Origin of the sequence: Mesorhizobium sp. ZC-5 (genome assembly GCF_025753855.1) — a bacterium.
GTDB lineage: Bacteria > Pseudomonadota > Alphaproteobacteria > Rhizobiales > Rhizobiaceae > Neomesorhizobium.
In genome coordinates this window covers 70,305-88,991 of record NZ_JAOWPT010000017.1, presented here as the reverse complement: position 1 = coordinate 88,991, position 18,687 = coordinate 70,305, and the positions used below count along the sequence as shown (strand labels likewise).

General features: G+C 59.0%; 18 protein-coding genes and 1 tRNA gene. 10 read left to right on the top strand and 9 right to left on the bottom strand.

Annotated features, from left to right (window positions below):
- Positions 1-1,006 precede the first annotated feature (1,006 nt).
- On the bottom strand, positions 1,007-1,213 hold the full coding sequence (locus tag OHD58_RS27880) for a helix-turn-helix domain-containing protein (RefSeq protein WP_263806875.1): 207 nt from the start codon (positions 1,211-1,213) through the stop codon (positions 1,007-1,009).
- 351 nt (positions 1,214-1,564) lie between these two features.
- Between OHD58_RS27880 and OHD58_RS27875 the strand changes: the two genes are divergently transcribed.
- Positions 1,565-1,771 (top strand): hypothetical protein, encoded by a 207-nt coding sequence (locus tag OHD58_RS27875; protein WP_263806874.1) that lies wholly within the window; start codon positions 1,565-1,567, stop codon positions 1,769-1,771.
- A 198-nt stretch (positions 1,772-1,969) separates the two neighbouring features.
- The gene (locus OHD58_RS27870; protein WP_263806873.1) at positions 1,970-2,170 is read left to right on the top strand and encodes a hypothetical protein; all 201 of its coding nucleotides are present in this window, start codon (positions 1,970-1,972) and stop codon (positions 2,168-2,170) included.
- Between the two features lie 510 nt (positions 2,171-2,680).
- On the opposite strand, the gene OHD58_RS27865 is transcribed toward OHD58_RS27870, so the two are convergent.
- Both OHD58_RS27865 and ppdK read right to left on the bottom strand, forming a co-directional pair.
- Positions 2,681-2,755: transfer RNA gene (locus OHD58_RS27865), tRNA-Gln, on the bottom strand.
- Between the two features lie 177 nt (positions 2,756-2,932).
- Positions 2,933-5,596 (bottom strand): pyruvate, phosphate dikinase, encoded by a 2,664-nt coding sequence (gene ppdK, locus OHD58_RS27860; RefSeq protein ID WP_263806872.1) that lies wholly within the window; start codon positions 5,594-5,596, stop codon positions 2,933-2,935.
- A gap of 201 nt (positions 5,597-5,797) precedes the next feature.
- Here ppdK and OHD58_RS27855 point away from each other — a divergent pair, with 201 nt between their 5' ends.
- Complete coding sequence (locus OHD58_RS27855; protein WP_263806871.1) at positions 5,798-6,142, top strand: VOC family protein; 345 nt, start codon at positions 5,798-5,800, stop codon at positions 6,140-6,142.
- Between the two features lie 5 nt (positions 6,143-6,147).
- On the opposite strand, the gene OHD58_RS27850 is transcribed toward OHD58_RS27855, so the two are convergent.
- Entirely contained in the window at positions 6,148-6,642 is a 495-nt protein-coding gene (locus OHD58_RS27850) for a hypothetical protein (RefSeq protein WP_263806870.1), read from the bottom strand.
- Positions 6,643-6,759: 117 nt separating this feature from the next.
- Complete coding sequence (locus OHD58_RS27845) at positions 6,760-7,461, bottom strand: cation transporter (RefSeq protein ID WP_263806869.1); 702 nt, start codon at positions 7,459-7,461, stop codon at positions 6,760-6,762.
- 71 nt (positions 7,462-7,532) lie between these two features.
- Here OHD58_RS27845 and OHD58_RS27840 point away from each other — a divergent pair, with 71 nt between their 5' ends.
- Positions 7,533-7,958 (top strand): MerR family transcriptional regulator, encoded by a 426-nt coding sequence (locus OHD58_RS27840; RefSeq protein ID WP_263806868.1) that lies wholly within the window; start codon positions 7,533-7,535, stop codon positions 7,956-7,958.
- On the opposite strand, the gene OHD58_RS27835 is transcribed toward OHD58_RS27840, so the two are convergent.
- The 3 genes from OHD58_RS27835 to OHD58_RS27825 all read right to left on the bottom strand — a co-directional run bounded on the left by OHD58_RS27835 (position 7,955) and on the right by OHD58_RS27825 (position 10,292).
- Entirely contained in the window at positions 7,955-8,368 is a 414-nt protein-coding gene (locus OHD58_RS27835) for a DUF427 domain-containing protein (protein ID WP_263806867.1), read from the bottom strand. The genes OHD58_RS27840 and OHD58_RS27835 overlap by 4 nt on opposite strands.
- Before the next feature lie 52 nt (positions 8,369-8,420).
- Entirely contained in the window at positions 8,421-9,818 is a 1,398-nt protein-coding gene (locus OHD58_RS27830) for an aminotransferase (protein WP_263806866.1), read from the bottom strand.
- Positions 9,819-9,932: 114 nt separating this feature from the next.
- A complete protein-coding gene (locus tag OHD58_RS27825; protein WP_263806865.1) occupies positions 9,933-10,292 on the bottom strand; it encodes a hypothetical protein in 360 nt (119 codons plus the stop codon).
- A 181-nt stretch (positions 10,293-10,473) separates the two neighbouring features.
- Between OHD58_RS27825 and OHD58_RS27820 the strand changes: the two genes are divergently transcribed.
- The gene (locus OHD58_RS27820) at positions 10,474-12,102 is read left to right on the top strand and encodes a fatty-acid--CoA ligase (protein WP_263806864.1); all 1,629 of its coding nucleotides are present in this window, start codon (positions 10,474-10,476) and stop codon (positions 12,100-12,102) included.
- Positions 12,103-12,153: 51 nt separating this feature from the next.
- On the opposite strand, the gene OHD58_RS27815 is transcribed toward OHD58_RS27820, so the two are convergent.
- Entirely contained in the window at positions 12,154-13,935 is a 1,782-nt protein-coding gene (locus tag OHD58_RS27815; RefSeq protein WP_263806863.1) for a hypothetical protein, read from the bottom strand.
- Between the two features lie 320 nt (positions 13,936-14,255).
- Here OHD58_RS27815 and rfbF point away from each other — a divergent pair, with 320 nt between their 5' ends.
- The 5 genes from rfbF (at position 14,256) to OHD58_RS27790 (ending at position 18,668) form a co-directional block, all read left to right on the top strand.
- The gene (rfbF, locus tag OHD58_RS27810; RefSeq protein ID WP_263806862.1) at positions 14,256-15,026 is read left to right on the top strand and encodes a glucose-1-phosphate cytidylyltransferase; all 771 of its coding nucleotides are present in this window, start codon (positions 14,256-14,258) and stop codon (positions 15,024-15,026) included.
- Positions 14,995-15,501 (top strand): GtrA family protein, encoded by a 507-nt coding sequence (locus tag OHD58_RS27805; protein WP_263806861.1) that lies wholly within the window; start codon positions 14,995-14,997, stop codon positions 15,499-15,501. Before rfbF ends, OHD58_RS27805 begins: the two co-directional genes overlap by 32 nt.
- Positions 15,502-15,510: 9 nt before the next feature.
- Entirely contained in the window at positions 15,511-16,251 is a 741-nt protein-coding gene (locus OHD58_RS27800) for a class I SAM-dependent methyltransferase (protein ID WP_263806860.1), read from the top strand.
- Positions 16,252-16,270: 19 nt separating this feature from the next.
- Positions 16,271-17,272 carry a Gfo/Idh/MocA family protein gene (locus tag OHD58_RS27795; protein WP_263806859.1) on the top strand — a complete coding sequence of 334 codons (1,002 nt, stop codon included), beginning with the start codon at positions 16,271-16,273 and terminating at the stop codon, positions 17,270-17,272.
- A 154-nt stretch (positions 17,273-17,426) separates the two neighbouring features.
- Positions 17,427-18,668 (top strand): class I SAM-dependent methyltransferase, encoded by a 1,242-nt coding sequence (locus OHD58_RS27790; protein WP_263806858.1) that lies wholly within the window; start codon positions 17,427-17,429, stop codon positions 18,666-18,668.
- Positions 18,669-18,687 lie beyond the last annotated feature (19 nt).

The following is an 18,687-nucleotide window of genomic DNA, read 5'->3' as shown; positions in this document are numbered from 1 at the left end:
CACCTGAGAATGATCCAGTGGGTCAAGGAGTACGCCAAGATGTTCACTGCCCGCCACCGGCGCCCAATCGTCCTGATGCCCGATGTCTTGCCAGATGCCGGAAGAGCTCCAGGACCACATCGTCATCCCTGACTGCGTCCGCACTTCCACGCAGAACTGCGCCACGTCTGCGACCGGCTGATCGGCGACGTGCTGGAACCGCCTCGGCCCAAATGCAATCTGGTCGCCGACGCGCGCATGAGGCTACTTATGGTTGATTTATGGCGCTTTATTTAAATCTATGATTGATTGAATTGAGAAGGGGGCGACCGAAATTGTAGGCGCTGAGATGGGCTGTTTCGGTTACGTCGTAGGGCGGGTGAGCAACCCGCGGGGACGTGAAGCCGTCCTTGAGCAGAACGTTGAACCGGTTGCGATGAGGACTCTCGGCAAATCAGACCGCACGGCTAAGCGAGCATTCGTTGCCGGACGCCGACGCGAACCGCCGTCGAACTGGTCGGTGTCAACAAGAACTCCGTTGCCCTGTTCTATCATCGGTTGGGGAGATCGTCGCCAAGCAGATCGAGAATGAGTCGTCGATCGTGGGCGACACCGAAGGGAGAGCTACTTCGGTCACCGAAAGGGCAATCGCGGCCGCGGCGCAGCGGGAAAGGTAGCTGTTTTTGACATCCTCAAGCACGGCGGGCCGGGTCTATACAACGATGGCTCGGATTGCCGGCGCACCACACTCATTCCCATCATCAAGGCCAAAATCGAGCCCCATCCCATCGTCTTTTTAGACTCTTTCCCCATCTATGACGTGCTCGACATCGCCGTCTTCCGCCGCCATCGGATCCACCAGGAGACCTTTGTCATCGCACCCGGAAATAAAACTCAGGAAGGCGGCAGAGCTACCAGCTTCACCGTCGCCTTCTTCAACACAATCGGAAAGCTGCCATCGGGCATCGTATTCTACACTCGACACTGCATAGGATAGGAGCATATCGGGCGGCGTGACGTTGTGTATCTACTCGTCCAACAACGTCCCGGGCGTTACATCTAGGAACCGTGCCAGTTTATCGATGATGGTTACGGTCGGATTCCGGGCGCCACGTTCAAGGTCGGATATGTACGTGCGATGGATCCCTACGTCGTGTGCGAAAGCCTCCTGCGACAGGTTTTTCTGCTGCCGCAGCCTGCGCAAATTTCGGGCTAGGCGTTCACGAATGTCCACATCGACAGCGTTGAGCGTAGCCGACGATCAGTCTACAGACGATAAGTGACATTATCGCTTGACTTCATGGATGGCTAAGTGGATATGTCACTTATTGTCTACAGGAATATCAAGAAACGTGAGATGATTGTTTCTCGGCGCCCCGCGCCTTGCACACAGAATTCTCAGCAAGCCATCTAGAATGCTGTCTGCATCCCAATATGTCATCGACATTTAGCGAAGAAACTCATGCCTGCCCATCATGACTACGCGTATGATGACCAAGGCAACTTGGTCCTCATACAATATGCCCAACCGCCGAAGCAGAGTCACCGGCACAGCAGCTCGATATCTACGGTTTCGAGTACGGAAATGCCGCTGATCAGGCAACAGCACGCAGAAGAAGCCGAACTGGAGCGGCAGAAAGTACGAGCGAGGGCGGAAGAGAATCAGAAGCAAGAAAAGGAACGTGCCGCGTCCCTTAAATCTAGTTTGCCTACTAGACCGCAAAAGCGAGCTATGCAGTTGGATATTCAATCAGAGGATAAAGGAAATGCACATGAAGCCGACTATGACTGACTTCGCAATCCTTGCACTTATGATGCGCTTGTTTCCGAACCTGCGCTTGAAGCGCAAGGTGCTTACAGATCAGGAGCGGGATAGAGCGCGGATGCAAGTTCACTTGCTCTCGAATTTGTATCGCAAAATTGCCATGCTACAGTAGGCTTATGCCGTTTACGCGGCCTGTTCGACGCAAATTTCGCCAGGAGGACGACAATGGCCGTGGTCTACGGAGAGCTCTACAGTGTCTTGCGCTCGCTCGATGTCTCCCATGAGTTGGCGCAGGAGGCTGCACGCGTTGACAATTTCTCTCCGAAAAACACCACCTGTGCCGGATCCAGTTTACACCTCCGCTGCTTCCAAGTTTCACTGGCGCTGAACATAGCTCTTCTATTGATTTTGCTCGTCGTCAGGTGACGGCGGGTGGCAGCCTCGAAGAATTCGACGCCTCGGTAGTCGAATTCGGCACTACAGCCCTCTCGTGCATTTTGATCTCTCGGCTTGCAGGTGTAATCGCTCTAGTCTTCAGCAGCACTCTGAACCGCGTCAGGTTGGTCGGAGGCTCCATGTGGATACCCCGTTTTTCATGCAAGTACCATTCGCGTCTTTGAGCATATGATCGGATGCGGTGATGTGTCAGGCCTATGACGCGACGTCGAAGGTGCCGCTGGCAGTCATGGGGATACGCGGATCTGGCGCAAATCAACTCGACGAGCTTTTCGCTCTTGGAGCCTCGGTGCATTTCCTGATCCCGATTGGAAAAGTCTCGGGACGTTCCGCAATTCTTTGTGGATGCGGTTCTACATCGCGCCAAAGCACGAAAAGCCGGCTCCCTCCAGGAGCGAAGCAAATAGGGTCGACAGCCGAAGTCCCCTAAAAAAATCCCTAGAATGCCATGCACCGGAGAATGGAACAGAAAAATTGGAATGGCTGGGGCGCCAGGATTCGAACCTGGGAATGTCGGTACCAAAAACCGATGCCTTACCACTTGGCGACGCCCCAATGGCCGACGGGTCGAGTCGACGGCCCGTCTTATATTGAGAGTGAGGGAAAAGCACAATCGCTCCCGGGCGCACTTGGCCGGCGAAGTTGCCGCAGCCGAAAAGGCGCCTGCGGCACAGATCCGATTCCCGCTGGACATGAGTAGGCGTGACGCCACTAGCACTTCGAACGACGTTGCTATCCTTTCTTCACCGCTGCCTGCGCGGCGGCCAACCGGGCGATCGGCACGCGGAAGGGCGAGCACGATACATAGTCCAGGCCCACCTCCTCGCAGAAGTGGATAGAGGCGGGATCGCCGCCATGCTCGCCGCAGATGCCGAGCTTGATGTCGGGCCTCGCTATCCTGCCTCGTTCGCACCCCATACGGACCAGTTCGCCGACACCGTCGATATCAAGTGTCACGAACGGATCCTGCTCGATGATACCCTTCTGGCGGTAGCTCTCCAGAAACGAAGAAGCATCGTCACGTGAGATGCCGAAAGCCGTCTGGGTGAGGTCGTTGGTGCCAAAGGAGAAAAACTCGGCGGTTTTTGCGATACCCTCGGCACGGATGGCGGCGCGCGGCAGTTCGATCATCGTGCCGACGAGATAGTCGATCTTGGCGCCCGTTTCCTGCATCACGCTTTTCGCCACCTGGTCGATGCGCGCCTTGACGAAATCCAGTTCCTCGACGAGCCCGACCAGCGGCACCATCACCTCAGGCATCACTGCGGCACCGGTCTTGTTCGCTGCCTCTACCGCCGCCTCGAAAATGGCGCGCGCCTGCATCTCCGCGATTTCCGGATAGGAGATCGCCAGCCGGCAGCCGCGATGGCCGAGCATCGGGTTGGATTCGTGCAACGCCTCGGTGCGCTGGCGCAGCTTTTCGGCCGAGACATTCATCGCGGCCGCGACTTCGGCGATCTCGGCTTCCGTCTTCGGCAGGAATTCGTGCAGCGGCGGGTCGAGCAGGCGGATGGTGACCGGAAGTCCGGCCATGATTTCGAAGAGTTCGGAAAAATCCGAGCGCTGCATCGGCAAAAGCTTGTCGAGAGCGGTACGGCGTTCCTTTTCGTTGTCGGCGAGGATCATCTCGCGCACAGCGACGATACGATCTTCATCGAAAAACATGTGTTCGGTGCGGCAAAGCCCGATGCCCTCGGCGCCAAATGAGCGCGCCATGCGTGCGTCGGCCGGCGTTTCGGCATTGGTGCGCACCTTCATGCGGCGCGCCTTGTCGGCCCACTCCATGATCGCGGCGAAATCACCGGAAAGTTCGGGCTGAAGCATTGCCACGGCGCCCTTGAGCACCTGTCCGTTGGAGCCGTCGATGGTGATGATGTCACCCTTCTTGAGCGTCGTTCCCATCGCCATCAATGTGCCGGTTTTGTAGTCGACGCGCAGCGAACCGGCGCCGGAAACACAAGGCTTGCCCATGCCGCGGGCGACCACGGCCGCATGGCTGGTCATGCCGCCGCGCGTCGTCAGGATGCCTTCCGAGGCATGCATGCCGTGGATGTCTTCCGGGCTTGTCTCGATGCGGACGAGGATCGCCTTGCGGCCTTGCGCCTTCAAATCCTCGGCGTCGTCGGACGAAAACACGATCTCGCCGGTGGCCGCACCGGGCGAGGCCGGCAGGCCCACGCCGATGATGTTGCGCTCGGCCTTCGGGTCGATGGTCGGATGCAGGAGCTGGTCAAGCGATGCCGGATCGATGCGGGTGATCGCTTCTTCGCTGGTGATCAGCTTTTCGGCGGCCATTTCGACGGCGATCTTGAGTGCCGCCTTCGCCGTCCGCTTGCCGGATCGCGTCTGCAGCATCCACAGCTTGCCGCGCTCGATGGTGAACTCGAGATCCTGCATGTCGCGGTAGTGCTTTTCCAGCCGCTCGGAGATGTCGACGAACGAGGCGAATGCCTCCGGCATCAGCTTCTGCAGCGACGGCTTGTCGGAACCAGCGGCGATGCGCGCCGCTTCCGTGATGTTCTGCGGCGTGCGGATACCCGCGACGACGTCTTCGCCTTGCGCGTTGACCAGGAATTCGCCGTAAAGTTTCTTTTCGCCGGTGGAGGGGTTGCGCGTGAAGGCTACCCCGGTGGCCGAGGTGTCTCCCATGTTGCCGAAAACCATGGCCTGCACATTGACGGCGGTGCCCCAGCTTTCGGGAATGTCGTGCAGCTTGCGGTAGGTGATCGCGCGATGGTTCATCCAGCTAGAGAAGACAGCGCCGATGGCGCCCCACAACTGCTCCTGGGGATCCTGCGGAAAGGGCTTGCCGAGTTCTTCCTCGACCTTCGCCTTGTATAGCGCGATCACCTCCTGCCATTCGGCGGCGGAGAGTTCGGTATCGAGTTCGTGCCCGAGCCTGGCCTTTTCCTCCTCGAGGATTTCCTCGAACACCTCGTGGTCGAGGTTCATGACGACATCGGAATACATCTGGATGAAGCGCCGGTAGCTGTCATAGGCGAAGCGCTCGTCGCCGGAATCGCGTGCCAGCGCCTCGACGGTCACGTCATTGAGGCCGAGGTTGAGCACCGTGTCCATCATACCGGGCATCGATGCCCGCGCTCCGGAGCGCACCGAGACGAGAAGCAGTTTTTCCGGATCGCCAAATCGCCGACCGGTCAGCTTGCCGACCTGCTCGAGCGCGACGCCGACATCGGCTTTCAGCGTCCCCGGATACGTCTTGCCGTTGGCATAATACCAGTTGCAGGCTTCGGTGGGGATGGTGAAACCGGGCGGCACCGGCAGCCCCAGGCTGCACATCTCGGCGAGGTTGGCGCCCTTGCCACCAAGCAGGTTCCTGTCGCCCGCGCGGCCCTCCGCGGCACCGTCTCCGAAGGTATAGACCCACTTCGTCATGCATGCTCCTCACGACCGCAAGCTGGATTTCATGTCACGGACGAAGCCCGGACGGGCGAGCGATAGGATGCTGCGCTGCGAAAGGCAACCCGGCGAAAAGATCAAAGCGGGTTCGAATCGATTAGCAAGGCTGGCGCCATGCACAACTTGCGTTTCGATTCGAAATTTCGTAGAACATAAAGAGAACAAATGGGTGTATCGATGAAACAGACTGGAAAGCTCGATTATCTGGAAATGCCTGCCGCCCACGGTACGCTGGATCGCGTCAAAGCCTTCTACAGTGCTGCCTTTTCATGGTCGTTCACCGATTATGGCCCGACCTATTCGGCCTTCGATGAAGGGTTGGAGGGGGGGTTCCAGGCGGATAGTGGCGAGGTATCGGCAAAACCCCTGCCGGTGCTTTTTTCGGAAGACCTCGAGGACACGCTGGCGGCTGTCGAGGCGGCAGGCGGCACAATAGCCAAGCCGATCTTCGAATTCCCAGGTGGCCGCCGCTTCCATTTCATCGATCCCGCTGGCAACGAACTTGCCGTCTGGGGCGAATAGGTTGGCTAGTTGCTGGGGTGCTGTCTGCCCGCCCGCCAGTCGGAGAAAAGCAATTTGGCCAGCACGGCGACCAGCCCCCAGAAAATCGTGAACGCAAGGACGGCGGCAGCGGTAACGGCGGTTTTTTCTGGATCGGCGAGAGAAATGACGCCGAACGTTCTGAGATATCCAAACCCCGCCGGAAGCATGGCGACCAGCCAAATTGCCAAGCAGAGGCCAGCAATCAGCGGAAAAATCCGGTCGAATGTGATCGTGAGGCCGCATTGCTTTCTGGCTGCCAGCCAATCCGAAATCAGAAGTTTCACCAATACGGCCATCAGGCACCAGAAAATGGCAAATCCGGCTATCGTGACAAGCGTGACTGCCGTCTTCTGGGGAGCGTCGAAGGAAAAGCTGCCAAACAGCGTCGCATAGCTGAGGGAAACCGGCACGACGGCGATCAGCCAAGCCGCAAGGCAAATGCCTGCTATCGCTGAAAAGATCCGGTCGAATGCGCTCATGACGATGCTTCTAGGCCGAAATCCACCAGCCGGGTAGCCTGAAATCGCGCCTCGACTGGAACTGCTGTTGCTCGATCCAGATTTCCTGCCGATGGATTTCGGGGTTCGTCGGCGCAGTCAGTGGGCGTGGCGGCGTTCATGGGCGTGATCATGCCCGCAACAGCCCGCGTCGAAGCCATGCTGCTGTTCATGTATGTGCGCATGCACGGGTTTCGCGCGATATTCGTTCAATCCCTGCCGTAGGATCTGGAAGGACGACGACAGGAATAGCGCAGCCATCAGGCTTGCCACGATAATGTCCGGCCAACCGGTGGTCGTTCCCCACACCCCGAGGGCAGCAAGCATCACGGCGACGTTGCCGATGGCATCATTGCGCGAACAGAGCCAGACGGAGCGCACATTGGCGTCGCCATCCTTGTAGCTCATGAGGATAAGCACGCTGGCGACGTTGGCGGCAAGCGCCATGAAGCCGATCGCGCCCATCACGCCAGCCTCTGGCACGCCGAGATAGAAGACACGGTAGGCCGTCGATCCGAAAACCCACAGTCCCATCAGGAAAAGGCTGGCGCCTTTGGCGAGTGCCGCGCTGGCGCGGGTTCTCAGCGACGCACCGATGACGGCCAGTGAAATGCCGTAGGTCATGGCGTCGGCGAAGAAATCCAGGGCGTCGGCCTGCAAGGCCTGCGACCGGGCGAGTTGGCCGGCGGTCATCTCGACTACGAACATGGCTGCGTTGATGGCGATGACCAGCCAAAGCCGGCGTTTGTAATCCGCGGAAATACCGTCGAAAACAGCGCCGTGGCCGCAACTTGCACTCATGATCCGCTCCTTGATCTTGATTTTCAAAAAGCCTACAATCTCTAGCGACTAGAGGTTCAAGAGGTTTTTTCATGTTTTCGATCGGAGACATGTCGCGCCGTTCGAGGGTCAAGGTGCCGACCATCCGCTACTATGAACAGATGGGCCTGATCGGCGCGCCGGAACGCTCCGAGGGCAACCAGCGGCGTTATGAACAAGCCGATCTGGAGCGGCTGATGTTCATCAGGCACGGCCGCGACCTCGGCCTGACAATCGACGCCATCCGCGAGTTGCTGGATTTGAGCGGGCATCCCGACCGGCCTTGCGAAAATGCCGACCGGATAGCCGCCGCGCATCTGTCATCAGTGCGCGAAAAGATTGCCAGCCTGCGCAAACTGGAAGCCGAACTGGAGCGTATCGCGACGCACTGCCAAGGCTCGACGGTCAGCGACTGTTACGTGATCCGCGCGCTCGCCCGTCACGAACTCTGCGCCGACGAACACGAGCGGATCGATTAAAGATCGGCGCCGGCCGCGCCCGAGTTCGGATTGGCCTCGATCCTGACCTTGTTCGGATAAAAAGCCCCGTGGTCCTTGATGCGGATCATTTCGTCATATGGGTTTTCATAAGCCCACATGACGTCCTTTTCGGCTTCACCCGAGGCCGTCGCATTCCAGTAGGAGGCGTCACCCTTGTAGGGACAATGCGTGCTGGTATCGGTGGGCTGCAGGAAGTCGAAATAGATGTCGTCGAACGGGATGTAGAAGACCGGCGGGTAGTCTTGTTCGCGCAGAACCAGCGCCTTGTCCGACGAGGCGACGATGGCGTCCGCGAAAGTGACGGTAACCACGCCGTCGAACGGATCAACCGTGATGCGGCGTCCGGGATTGCGCTGAAAGCCGGGGGAGGGGTTCGATGCCGTATCCATGCGTGATCTCCTTTGCTGCCGGTACAAACGCGGCAGCTAGCGACCTGTTCCGTCAGGCCGCGGCCCGCAGCCCCTCCTTGGATACCAGGGCCTCGGTATCGGCGAGCGCCTTTTCGAAACGGTCGAAGAGTTCGTTCAATTCGGCTTCGGTAATGACCATCGGCGGACAGAAGGCGATGGTATCGCCGAGTGCACGCAATATCGCCCCATGGCCCTCGAGAAATTTGACCAGCTGCGCGCCGACGGCCTGTTTGGGATCGAACGGCCGCCTTGTTTTCTTGTCGGCGACGAGTTCCACACCGCCGACAAGGCCGCAATAGCGGGTCTCGCCAACCAGCGGATGGTCGTTCAGTTTTTTCATGCGCGCCTCGAAATGCGGTGAAAGCGTCCGTACGTGGCCGACGATGTCGCGCTTCTGGTAGATTTCGATCGCCTTGACGCCGAGCGCGCAGCCGAGCGGATGGCCCCCGTAGGTAAAGCCGTGGCCGAAAGTGCCGATCTCAGCCGAATGGTCGACATAGGCCTGGTAGACGTCCTCCGGTACCATCACGGCGCCGAGCGGGGCGTAAGCGGCGGTGAGCTGTTTCGCCGCGGAAATGGTCTTCGGCGTCATGCCGAGCGTCTGGCTGCCCCACCAGTTGCCGGTGCGGCCGAACCCGTTGATGACCTCGTCGTCGATCATCATGATGTCGTGCTCGTCGAGAACTTCCTGAATTGCCTTGTAGTAGCCTCGCGGCGGCACGATCACGCCGCCGGCGCCCATCACCGGCTCGGCGATCATCGCGGCGATCGTGTCGGGACCTTCGCGTTCGATCAGGTCGCGCAACGACTGTGCCATGCGACGCACGAAATCTGCCTCGCTCTCGCCATCCTGGCCGAAGCGGTAATAATGCGGGCAATCGGTGTGGAGCACGCGGTCGACCGGCAGATCCCAGCCGATGTGGTTGTAGGGCAGGCCGGTCAGCGACGCCGACATGATCGTCACGCCATGGTATGCCTTCATGCGTGAAATGATCTTTTTCTTGTTCGGCCGGCCAAGCGCATTGTTCATGTACCAGGCAAGCTTTACCTGGGTGTCGTTCGCCTCTGAGCCCGACGAGGTGAAGAACACCTTGGAGATGGGCACCGGCGCGATCTCCTTCAGCTTTTCAGCCAGTTCGATGGCCGACTCGGTGCCCTTGGCGCCGAACAGATGGTAATAGGGCAGGGAGCGAAGCTGCTCGGTCGCCGCGTCGATCAACTCCTCGTCGCCGAAGCCGAGGCCGGCACACCAGAGGCCCGACATGCCCTCGATATAACCGCGCCCCTGCGTGTCGTAGACATGCACGCCCTTGCCGTGGCTGATCACTAGCGTTCCGGTGGTATTCAGCTTGTGGAGCGGCGTGTAGGGATGCAGCACCGACTCGATGTCGCGTGTCTGCAGGTTGGAAAGCGGCGGGGTGTTCAGCATTGTTGCCTCCGAAGATCGCAACGACCCTAGCCGTTTGCACTCTCCGGCGCAAAACCCTTCGTGCGCTGGTTCAAGAGCGCTCGTAAAGTGGCTCTATCTGGCTATCCCTGCGGATCAGGCAGCGATGTCGAATACGTCGACCAGCCCGGCATAAGCCGGCGTGATCTTGGCCAGCGGGTTGTCGCTGCTTTCGACCGGTTCGAGCTTGAGCTTGCCGCCATCGGCCGGCAGGACAACCAGGAAAAGCCGCCTTTCCCCGGCGTCGCCGATACTGATTGCCGCGACGTGTTCGTGGCCTTCATCCTTGTCGATCTGCATCTGGAAGAGCAGCGTTCCGCCGGTCGTGGCAAGAGCAGTCTGCAACGAACGCTCGAAATCCTGCCCAACGATATCCTGATCCTGAAGGGCTGCCTCGATCTCCGCCGTGTCGGAAGAACTGGTTTTTCCGGTACTCTGGGTGGTTTGCGCGGTCATGCGAAACCTCATCTTACTGCACACACCCACCAGCCCTGAGGGGATTTATAACGACAACAGCCGCTTTGTGGCAACGTTATTTCGTTAATCGGTTCTCTTCTGCGGCATCACCTACCAACCGCCTACTGGACAAGCCCGCTGTTCCCCACAATAAAACACAACGAATAACGGGAGGAACCGAATGCTGGGACTGATGCAGGAGTGGCCGCTCCTTTGCCACAAGATCCTCGACAACGCGGCGCGACAGCACGGCCACAGGGAAATAGTCTCGCGCTCGATCGAAGGGCCGATCGTCAGGACGAACTATGCCGAGGTTCGGACGCGCGCGCTGAAGGTCGCGCAGAGCCTTGAACGCGACGGTTACCGCCTTGGCGACAGGATCGCCACGCTGGCCTGGAACACGGCGCGCCATATCGAGGCCTGGTACGGCATCATGGGCATTGGCGCAGTTTATCACACGCTCAACCCGCGCCTGTTTCCGGAGCAGATTGCCTGGATCATGAACCATGCGGAGGACAAGCTTCTCTTCACCGACCTGACGTTTCTGCCTCTGGTCGAGAAGATCGCTGCGAGCGTCAAGTCGCTGGGGAAAGTGGTGGTGTTCACCGATGCTGCCCGTATGCCGGCGACGTCGCTGCCGAATGCCGTCGCCTACGAGGAGTGGCTTGCCGAGGCGGACGGCGATTTCCAGTGGAAGAGTTTCGACGAAAATACCGCCGCCGGCATGTGCTACACGTCCGGCACGACCGGTGAGCCCAAAGGGGTACTCTACAGCCATCGCTCCAACGTGCTGCATGCGATGATAGCCGCGATGCCGGATGCAATGGGGATCTCGTCGCGGGACACCATCCTGCCCGTCGTGCCGATGTTCCATGCCAATGCCTGGGGGCTTGGGCAAAGCGGGCCGATGATCGGTGCCAAACTGGTGATGCCAGGCGGCAAGATGGATGGTCCGTCCATCTACGAATTGCTCGATACCGAGAAGGTGACCTTCACGGCTGCCGTGCCGACAGTCTGGCTGATGCTGCTGCAGTTTCTGGAGGAATCCGGCAAGAAACTGCCTTACCTTAAGAAGGTGGTGATCGGCGGTTCGGCTTGTCCCCGTGCGATGACCAAGAAATTCCAGGAAAACTACGATGTCGAAGTCATCCACGCATGGGGCATGACCGAGATGTCTCCGCTTGGCACCCTGGGCACGATGAAGCCGGAATATGCCGGGCTGGTGGGTGATGATCGTCTCACGGTTCAGGAAAAGCAGGGCTACTCGCCGTTCGGCGTCGAGATGAAGGTCACCGACGACGCCAATGTGGAGCATTCCTGGGACGGCAAGACCTTCGGCCGGCTGAAGGTGCGAGGACCCGCGGTCGCCAGAGCCTATTACGGCGGGGCCGGCGCCGAGCAGTTCGATGAAGAAGGTTGGTTCGATACCGGCGACGTCGCTCATATCGACCCGAGCGGCTACATGCAGATCACCGATCGCGCCAAGGATGTCATCAAATCGGGTGGCGAGTGGATTTCGACCATCGATCTTGAAAACCTTGCTGTCGGTCACCCGGATATCGCCGAGGCGGCCGTCATCGGAGTTCGCCACAGCAAATGGGATGAGCGTCCGCTGCTGGTGGTGGTCAGGAAACCCGGCAAGGAACCGAGCAAGTCGGAGATCCTCGGCTATATGGACGGCAAGGTCGCGAAGTGGTGGATGCCGGATGACGTCGCCTTCGTCGACGAGATTCCGCACACGGCGACCGGAAAGATCCAGAAGACCAAGTTGCGCGAGCAGTTCAGCGGATACAGGCTGCCAACCGAATAGAAGGCCGACCAAGCGGAGGACGGGGCGCCGGTGCCGCCATGGCCGGATGTTTTAGGTTCCTCGTTTCTGCAGATGGATGCTAACCGTCTCTCCGTCGATCATGACGCGCGAAACGGGGGCTGGATCGAAAATTTCTTCATTCAGCCGCGTGGCCGTCGTTCCGGTGGCGACGAAGGCATAGCGACGGCCTTCAAATCTTTCGGACGGCTGCGCTCTATATCGTTCATAAGAAGCGATTACCTCGGGAAGCAGTGCGGTTATCTCCTCTGTCCGTACTGCGCGATTGTCCGTGCAGGGGTACCAGTAGTCGCAAATATTGAAAAAGAACGCCGAATAATAGCCGCCCCGTGCGGCTACCTCGGTCTGGAGAATCTTGGCGGCCTCAGCTTTGGAGAGTCCCAGCAACCGCCAATATTCGAACAACGCTTCTCCGTGGCGTGTCAGCCCGAATTCGGCATGCTCCGACGAGGGGATCCAGTCGATCACGACGTCGGTGTAGTCGATCAGAGCATCGCGCTTGCCACCCCGCCTTACGGCCAGAGCAGGGGCAAGGCCCGGTTCCTCGAGCACAAGTGTCCAGCCCTCGAGTTCGTTTGGCGCCACTTCGATGGCCTTAGCCATGGCGAATGCCCGCGCATTCGGTGAATGCCAGAGCGATGTCGACCGATTCAGGCTTAAGATGGCGAACAGTGAAAGAGCAATGACGGCCACCGGGACCCATCGACGAAAGTGTTTGAACACCCCATCGTCCCAGTCAAGCCTCGAAAACACGATACCAAGAGCGATCATCAGAGCGGGATGATTGATGTAGCGCTCCCAGTCGCGTGTGCTGATCATCACCCCGGTCAGTAGTTGCTGGTTGAGCAGGGCTATCGGAAGACCTGCTAAAGCCAGCGCCAGCCAAAGCATGCGATCGGCAAAGCGCCGTCTCCACAGAAGCACCATAGTCACACAAAGGAGAGCGCAGGCGCCCAGCACGGCAACCGATATCGATGGGAGCCGGCTGCCGAAGAAACGTGAACCTTCCGCTTCGACGCCGGCGTAGGCGGAGGCCACAGCCGCGATCGAGGCAGCGCATAGCACCGCCAGCCATGCCGCCGCACGAAAGGATCCGCAGGCCGCCAGGATAAAGACCGCGAAGGCCTCCACCGCAAGCAGAGGCAAGCTCACGAACGAATAGGAAAGCGTCAGCAGGAGTTGTGCACCGGTGAACATCAGCCAAAAAGCCGGCCCGATCCCGCGGCCGCCGCGGCGCACGATTTCGATGAGCAGCCCGGCGAAAAGAAATCCCACCACATAAACCACCTGCGGTTCCGGAGATCGCACGATGGCCAGATAGGAGGTTTCGATCGGCGGTACGAGATTCTGCCCGAACAGACCGATCAGCGCATTGAAATGCTGCAGCGAAACGACACTGCTCAGCACCGATGCGCTGTTGCCCAGGGAGAACAGATCCGTTCCGAACATCAACAGCAGCGAGAGAAGGAGACGGGGACCGAAGCCTTTGAAAAGTCGCGACGCAAGGAAATATGCGGCCAGGAAAATAAGCGGCGGAAAGACAACATCGAAGGTTACGAGGGTTGCGGCCGGCGTGTCGCCCAGGACCGACTGAAACAAACGGGCGACAGCGTCCGACATCATGCGGTCGAGGCGTGGAGCACTCAATCCGCCCGACAGCAGGATGTAAGTGTCTTCGTCGTAAGCATTCTTGAACCATGCCGGTTCGCCGACGCGGAATGAAAACTGGATATGTTGCCATGCCCCGAACAAGAGCATCGCAAAGGCAACGGCGGCGACGGAAATGGAATGTCGGCTCTTGAGCGCCTTGTTCATTTCTCGGCTTTCCGGTTCCGCATAATCCGCCTCCCAAGGAATGTCACTGTCACAAGTCGACGCGCATGCTGATACCGGACAGCACCAGCCGGCGAAACCGGCGGGCGCAATAGCGTCCGGCAGCGACCGCATTGGGCCATATGACCTTCCATGCCGGCCGACACAAGTATGTTGTTCTACGACTACCTGGGACCGGGCTCGTCGTGCAGATCGAGCGAGCGTCGGGGGCGGGGGAGGCTACGAGCCTATGGTAACGCTCGGTTGCCTCGGATCGGCCCATGCGATACTAGGGCCGCGAGCGACAACAAGGAAAAATTGCCGTGAAGGCTGTGATATTGGCGGGAGGGCTGGGGACCCGGCTTTCGGAGGAAACTGGAACAAAACCCAAGCCTCTTGTCGAAATCGGAGGTCGGCCGATCCTTTGGCATGTAATGAAAGTCTATGCTGCGGCGGGGTTTTCTGACTTTGTGATCTGTTGCGGCTACAAAGGCCACCTGATCAAATCCTATTTCGTCAATTACTTCACCGAAAACTATGACATCACCGTTCACCTCGGTGAGAACAAGATCGATTTTCACGGCAATGCGAGCGAGCGCTGGAGCGTGACGCTCGTCGACACGGGCCTCCACACGATGACCGGCGGGCGCATCAGGCGCATTGCGCCGTTCGTGAAGGACGAGGCTTTCTGTCTCACCTACGGCGATGGCGTCACAGACCTGGACATCGCCAAGGTCGTGGAACATCATCGAAAGCATGGCCGCAAGGCGACCGTGACGGCTGTCCCTTCGCCCGGCCGTTTCGGTATCCTCGACCTTGACGATCGCGGCTCTGTCAGCCGCTTCCATGAGAAGCCGGACAACGAGATGGGCTGGATCAACGGCGGCTTTTTCGTGCTTGAGCCCTCCGTTCTCGATTATATCGAGGGCGACGAAACCGTGTGGGAGCGGAGCCCATTGGAGCGATTGGCGGCAGATGGGGAACTTACGGCCTTCCGCCATACCGGGTTCTGGCGGCCGATGGATACGTTGCGCGACCAAAGGGAACTCGAAACGATGTGGAATGGCGGAAACGCGCCTTGGAAAATTTGGTAACGGCGTGAGACGGATCTGGGAGAGTCTCGACAAGCAGCGATCCGGGTCGGCTCTGCTGACAAGTCGGTTCAGCCGCATTCTCCGCTTCGGGTTTGCCGGTATTCTGGCGACGATCCTCTATTTTATACTCGTCAGCGCGATCGTCAGTGGCCTCGGTATTGACCCTGTCGTGGCGTCCGTCTACGCCTATCTGATCGCGCTCGTATTCTCCTATGTCATGCAGAGCCGTTTCACTTTCAGGGTGCGGGAGGACACGTTTGGTCAGGGCCTGCGTTTCGTCATTACCTCGCTCTGTGGGTTAGCCATTTCCTTCTGGGCTATGTCGTTCTCCGTCAATGTGCTGGAACTCCCCTATGCGGCCGGGGCCGCGGCGGTTTGTGTCCTCATACCGCTCACCAATTATTTCGTCTTCCAGCACTGGGTTTTCGTCCGCAGGCATCCAGCCGGAAAATCGGCTGAGTCAGACCGAAGATAGAAGGGGCCGATGAATCCGAAAACTCGAATGGTGGATGGTGGCTCGGTCACACAGGAACAGGTGGCCGACGATTTCGATCGGCTGACAGCAAGCTACGAGAGCGAGATCAACGAGGCGATCGCCTTCGCGGGCATGGAGCACACCTTCTTCATCGACGTGAAGCGCGACCATCTGGTGCGGCTCGCGAGCGCACGGTTTGGCGATGTGAAGCGCCTCGACGTACTCGACCTCGGGTGTGGGCTCGGTGCATATCATGCCGGCCTGGAGAACGTCTTTCACGAACTGCATGGTTTGGACGTTTCCGCCAGAAGCGTGGAGTTGGCCGCCGAGAAACACCCGTTCGTGCATTATGCAAGCTTCGACGGTGTCCGGATGCCATATCCGGACAACCGGTTCGATCTGGTCTTCACGATCTGCGTGATGCATCACGTTCCGCCGGTGCAGTGGGAAAGCTTCGTCTCCGAGATGAAACGCGTGCTCAAGCCTTCCGGTCTTGCTCTCGTCTTTGAACATAATCCCTATAACCCTGCGACGCAGTACATTGTTCGATCCTGCGCCATCGACAAAGACGCGGTCCTGTTGACGCCGGGAAAACTGCGCCGGCTTTTCAGTGGCGCAGGATTCCGGGATGTCGGCACGCGCAGCATTCTGACCGTGCCGCCGAAGGGCGTGTTCCTCGCCAAGCTTGATTCCTTCCTCGGCAACCTGCCGTTTGGCGCGCAATATCATCTCAGCGCGACCAAAACCTGAGAGCTGCGCCGGGCGAACGATGCGGCTCAGTCCGAGCGATTTCGAAGTCTTTTGGCGGGAGGCGGCCCGACCGGTTCCGGTTGTGATCGTGGGCGGCGGGCGCTGGGGGCGTGTGTGGGCCTCCGTCATCTCGGGCGCCAGAAAAACAGGCTCAGGCATCACGATCGTTGCCCGCCAGAATCATTCCGAAACCCGCGAATGGGCTATTACGGCCGGCATTCGGGGATTGGCGATAAGCGGAAGCATCGCTTCGGCCCTTGATTTAGAACCTCGACCGGAAATCGCGATCATTGCGAGCCGGCCACGCGATCATGTGCGCGATGCCCTCGATATGCTCTCCGCAGGTCTTCATGTTCTTGTCGAAAAACCGATTGCAAGCACTGCGTTGGACGCCCTCACGCTGCTGAAGGCGCCCGCACGTACCGGCCGAATCCTCGGCGTCGGCACGGAGTTCGCCTTGCTGCCGGCGTTTCATCAGGCGGCATCAACGATGAAGACTGAGGCATTGAGCGACCTCTCCGTTTTGCTCGAATGGGAAGATCCGAGGGGCGAGATCCGGCACGGGGTCAAAAAGACAACCCACGAAGAAGTCGACGTTCTGGGCGACCTCCTGCCGCATGCGCTGTCCATCTTCCGCGTCCTGAAACCGTACGCGCATTTCACCTTGGTGGAAAAATGGCTTGCGGCGGACCAGCGTGCCTGCCTCGTGTTGCGGGATCAAGATGGATGCTCTTTTCGCCTTTCCTGCAACGCCGGAAGCGATTTGCGTCGCCGACTCCTCCATATCGAAACGGGTAACTTCCGCGGCAGCGTCGATTTCTCCAGCCATCCCGCCGAGCTCGTCGTCGCGGGGAAAGCGGCTGAACTACCGCCTGGAATTCTCGCAATGGACAGCACGCTGAGGCTCGAATTCGGAGCTTTCCTGGCGGAGGCCGCCGGATCGCTTCCCTCAAGTCCGCTTACGTCCGGACTCGATGAAATGGTCGCCTTGCACGCCGCGTTAGAGAGTTTTTCTGGGTAATGGCAGTAGCGGCATCGAGACATATCCCATCAATCTCTCCGGTCGTAAAATAGTCCCGCAATTCTAAAGTGCGTGATTGCAACACATCTCAAGCGTCGTGTAAGGGGAGCACCGGACGCCTCGGCGATCATTGCGAAACGGGATGGAAGCACGAATGCAACGCACCGATACTATTTCCATTACCCGATGCGAAGTATGCGGCAGCTCCGAGCTCAGGGACGTTCTGGATCTGGGAAATCATCCCCTTTGCGACGACCTTGTCCCTGTCGGTGACGAGCGGGTTCCAGTTGAGTACCCGATTTCCATAGCCTATTGCCCAACTTGCAAAACGGCGCACCAGAATTATCAGGTTCCCAAGCGCACACTATTCCCGGAAAGCTACCACTATCGCGCGCGTCATACGGCGGACGTGCTGAATGGGATGCGCCAACTTGTCGAGGCGTGCCAAAATCAACTGGGCGATTTGAAGGGACTAAAAGTTCTCGACGTGGGTTGCAACGACGGAAGCCTGCTGTCGATCTTCGCCGAAAAAGGCGCCGTCACCTTCGGCATCGAGCCTACAGGCGCGGCTGCGGATGCAAAGGGCGCGGCGCATACAGTCTATAACGACTATCTGACCCCATCATTGGCCGCTCGCTTCGTCGAAGAACATGGTCAGCCGGATATTGTCACCTTCACCAACGTCTTCGCGCATATTGAGGACCTTTCCAGCGTGCTTGCCTCGGTCAAGACGCTGATGTCCGATAAGACGCTGCTGGTGATCGAAAACCACTATCTTGGCGCGGTGCTGGAGCGGCACCAGTTTGACACGTTCTATCATGAGCACCCGCGGACCTACAGCCTGACCTCTTTCAAGTTCATCGCCGATACGCTCGGCGCCAAGATCGACTTGTGCGAGTTTCCGGCGCGCTACGGCGGCAACATCCGTATCATGATGCAGGCAGGTTCAGGTTCCGCGACATGTGACTTGACGCAGCATCTGGCGCGCGAAGAAACCTTCGAGCAGGAACTGGTGGAATTGGCGCGTCGCATCCCGCTATGGAAGAAAGCGAAGCGGAACGAACTCGACAAGATGATCGCCGAACATGGACCCTTGCCGGGCAAGGCATTTCCGGGTCGCGCCGCGATCCTGGTCAAGTTGCTCGACCTGGATGAGAAGGCGGTGTCCGCGGTCTACGAGAAGCCGACCTCAATGAAGGTCGGCCATTATCTTCCCGGCACGCGCATCCCGATCCTTTCGGACGACGAGTTTGCCGATCGTTCCGCCAAGGATGCCCCTCTCCTCAATCTGGCCTGGCACATCTCGACTGAGATCCACGGCTATATGCGAAAGCAGGGATTCGATGGGACCATCGTCGATATTCTGACGCAGGAAGAGATGGACCGGTTGGAATGATCCCGCAAAGCTCGCTCGG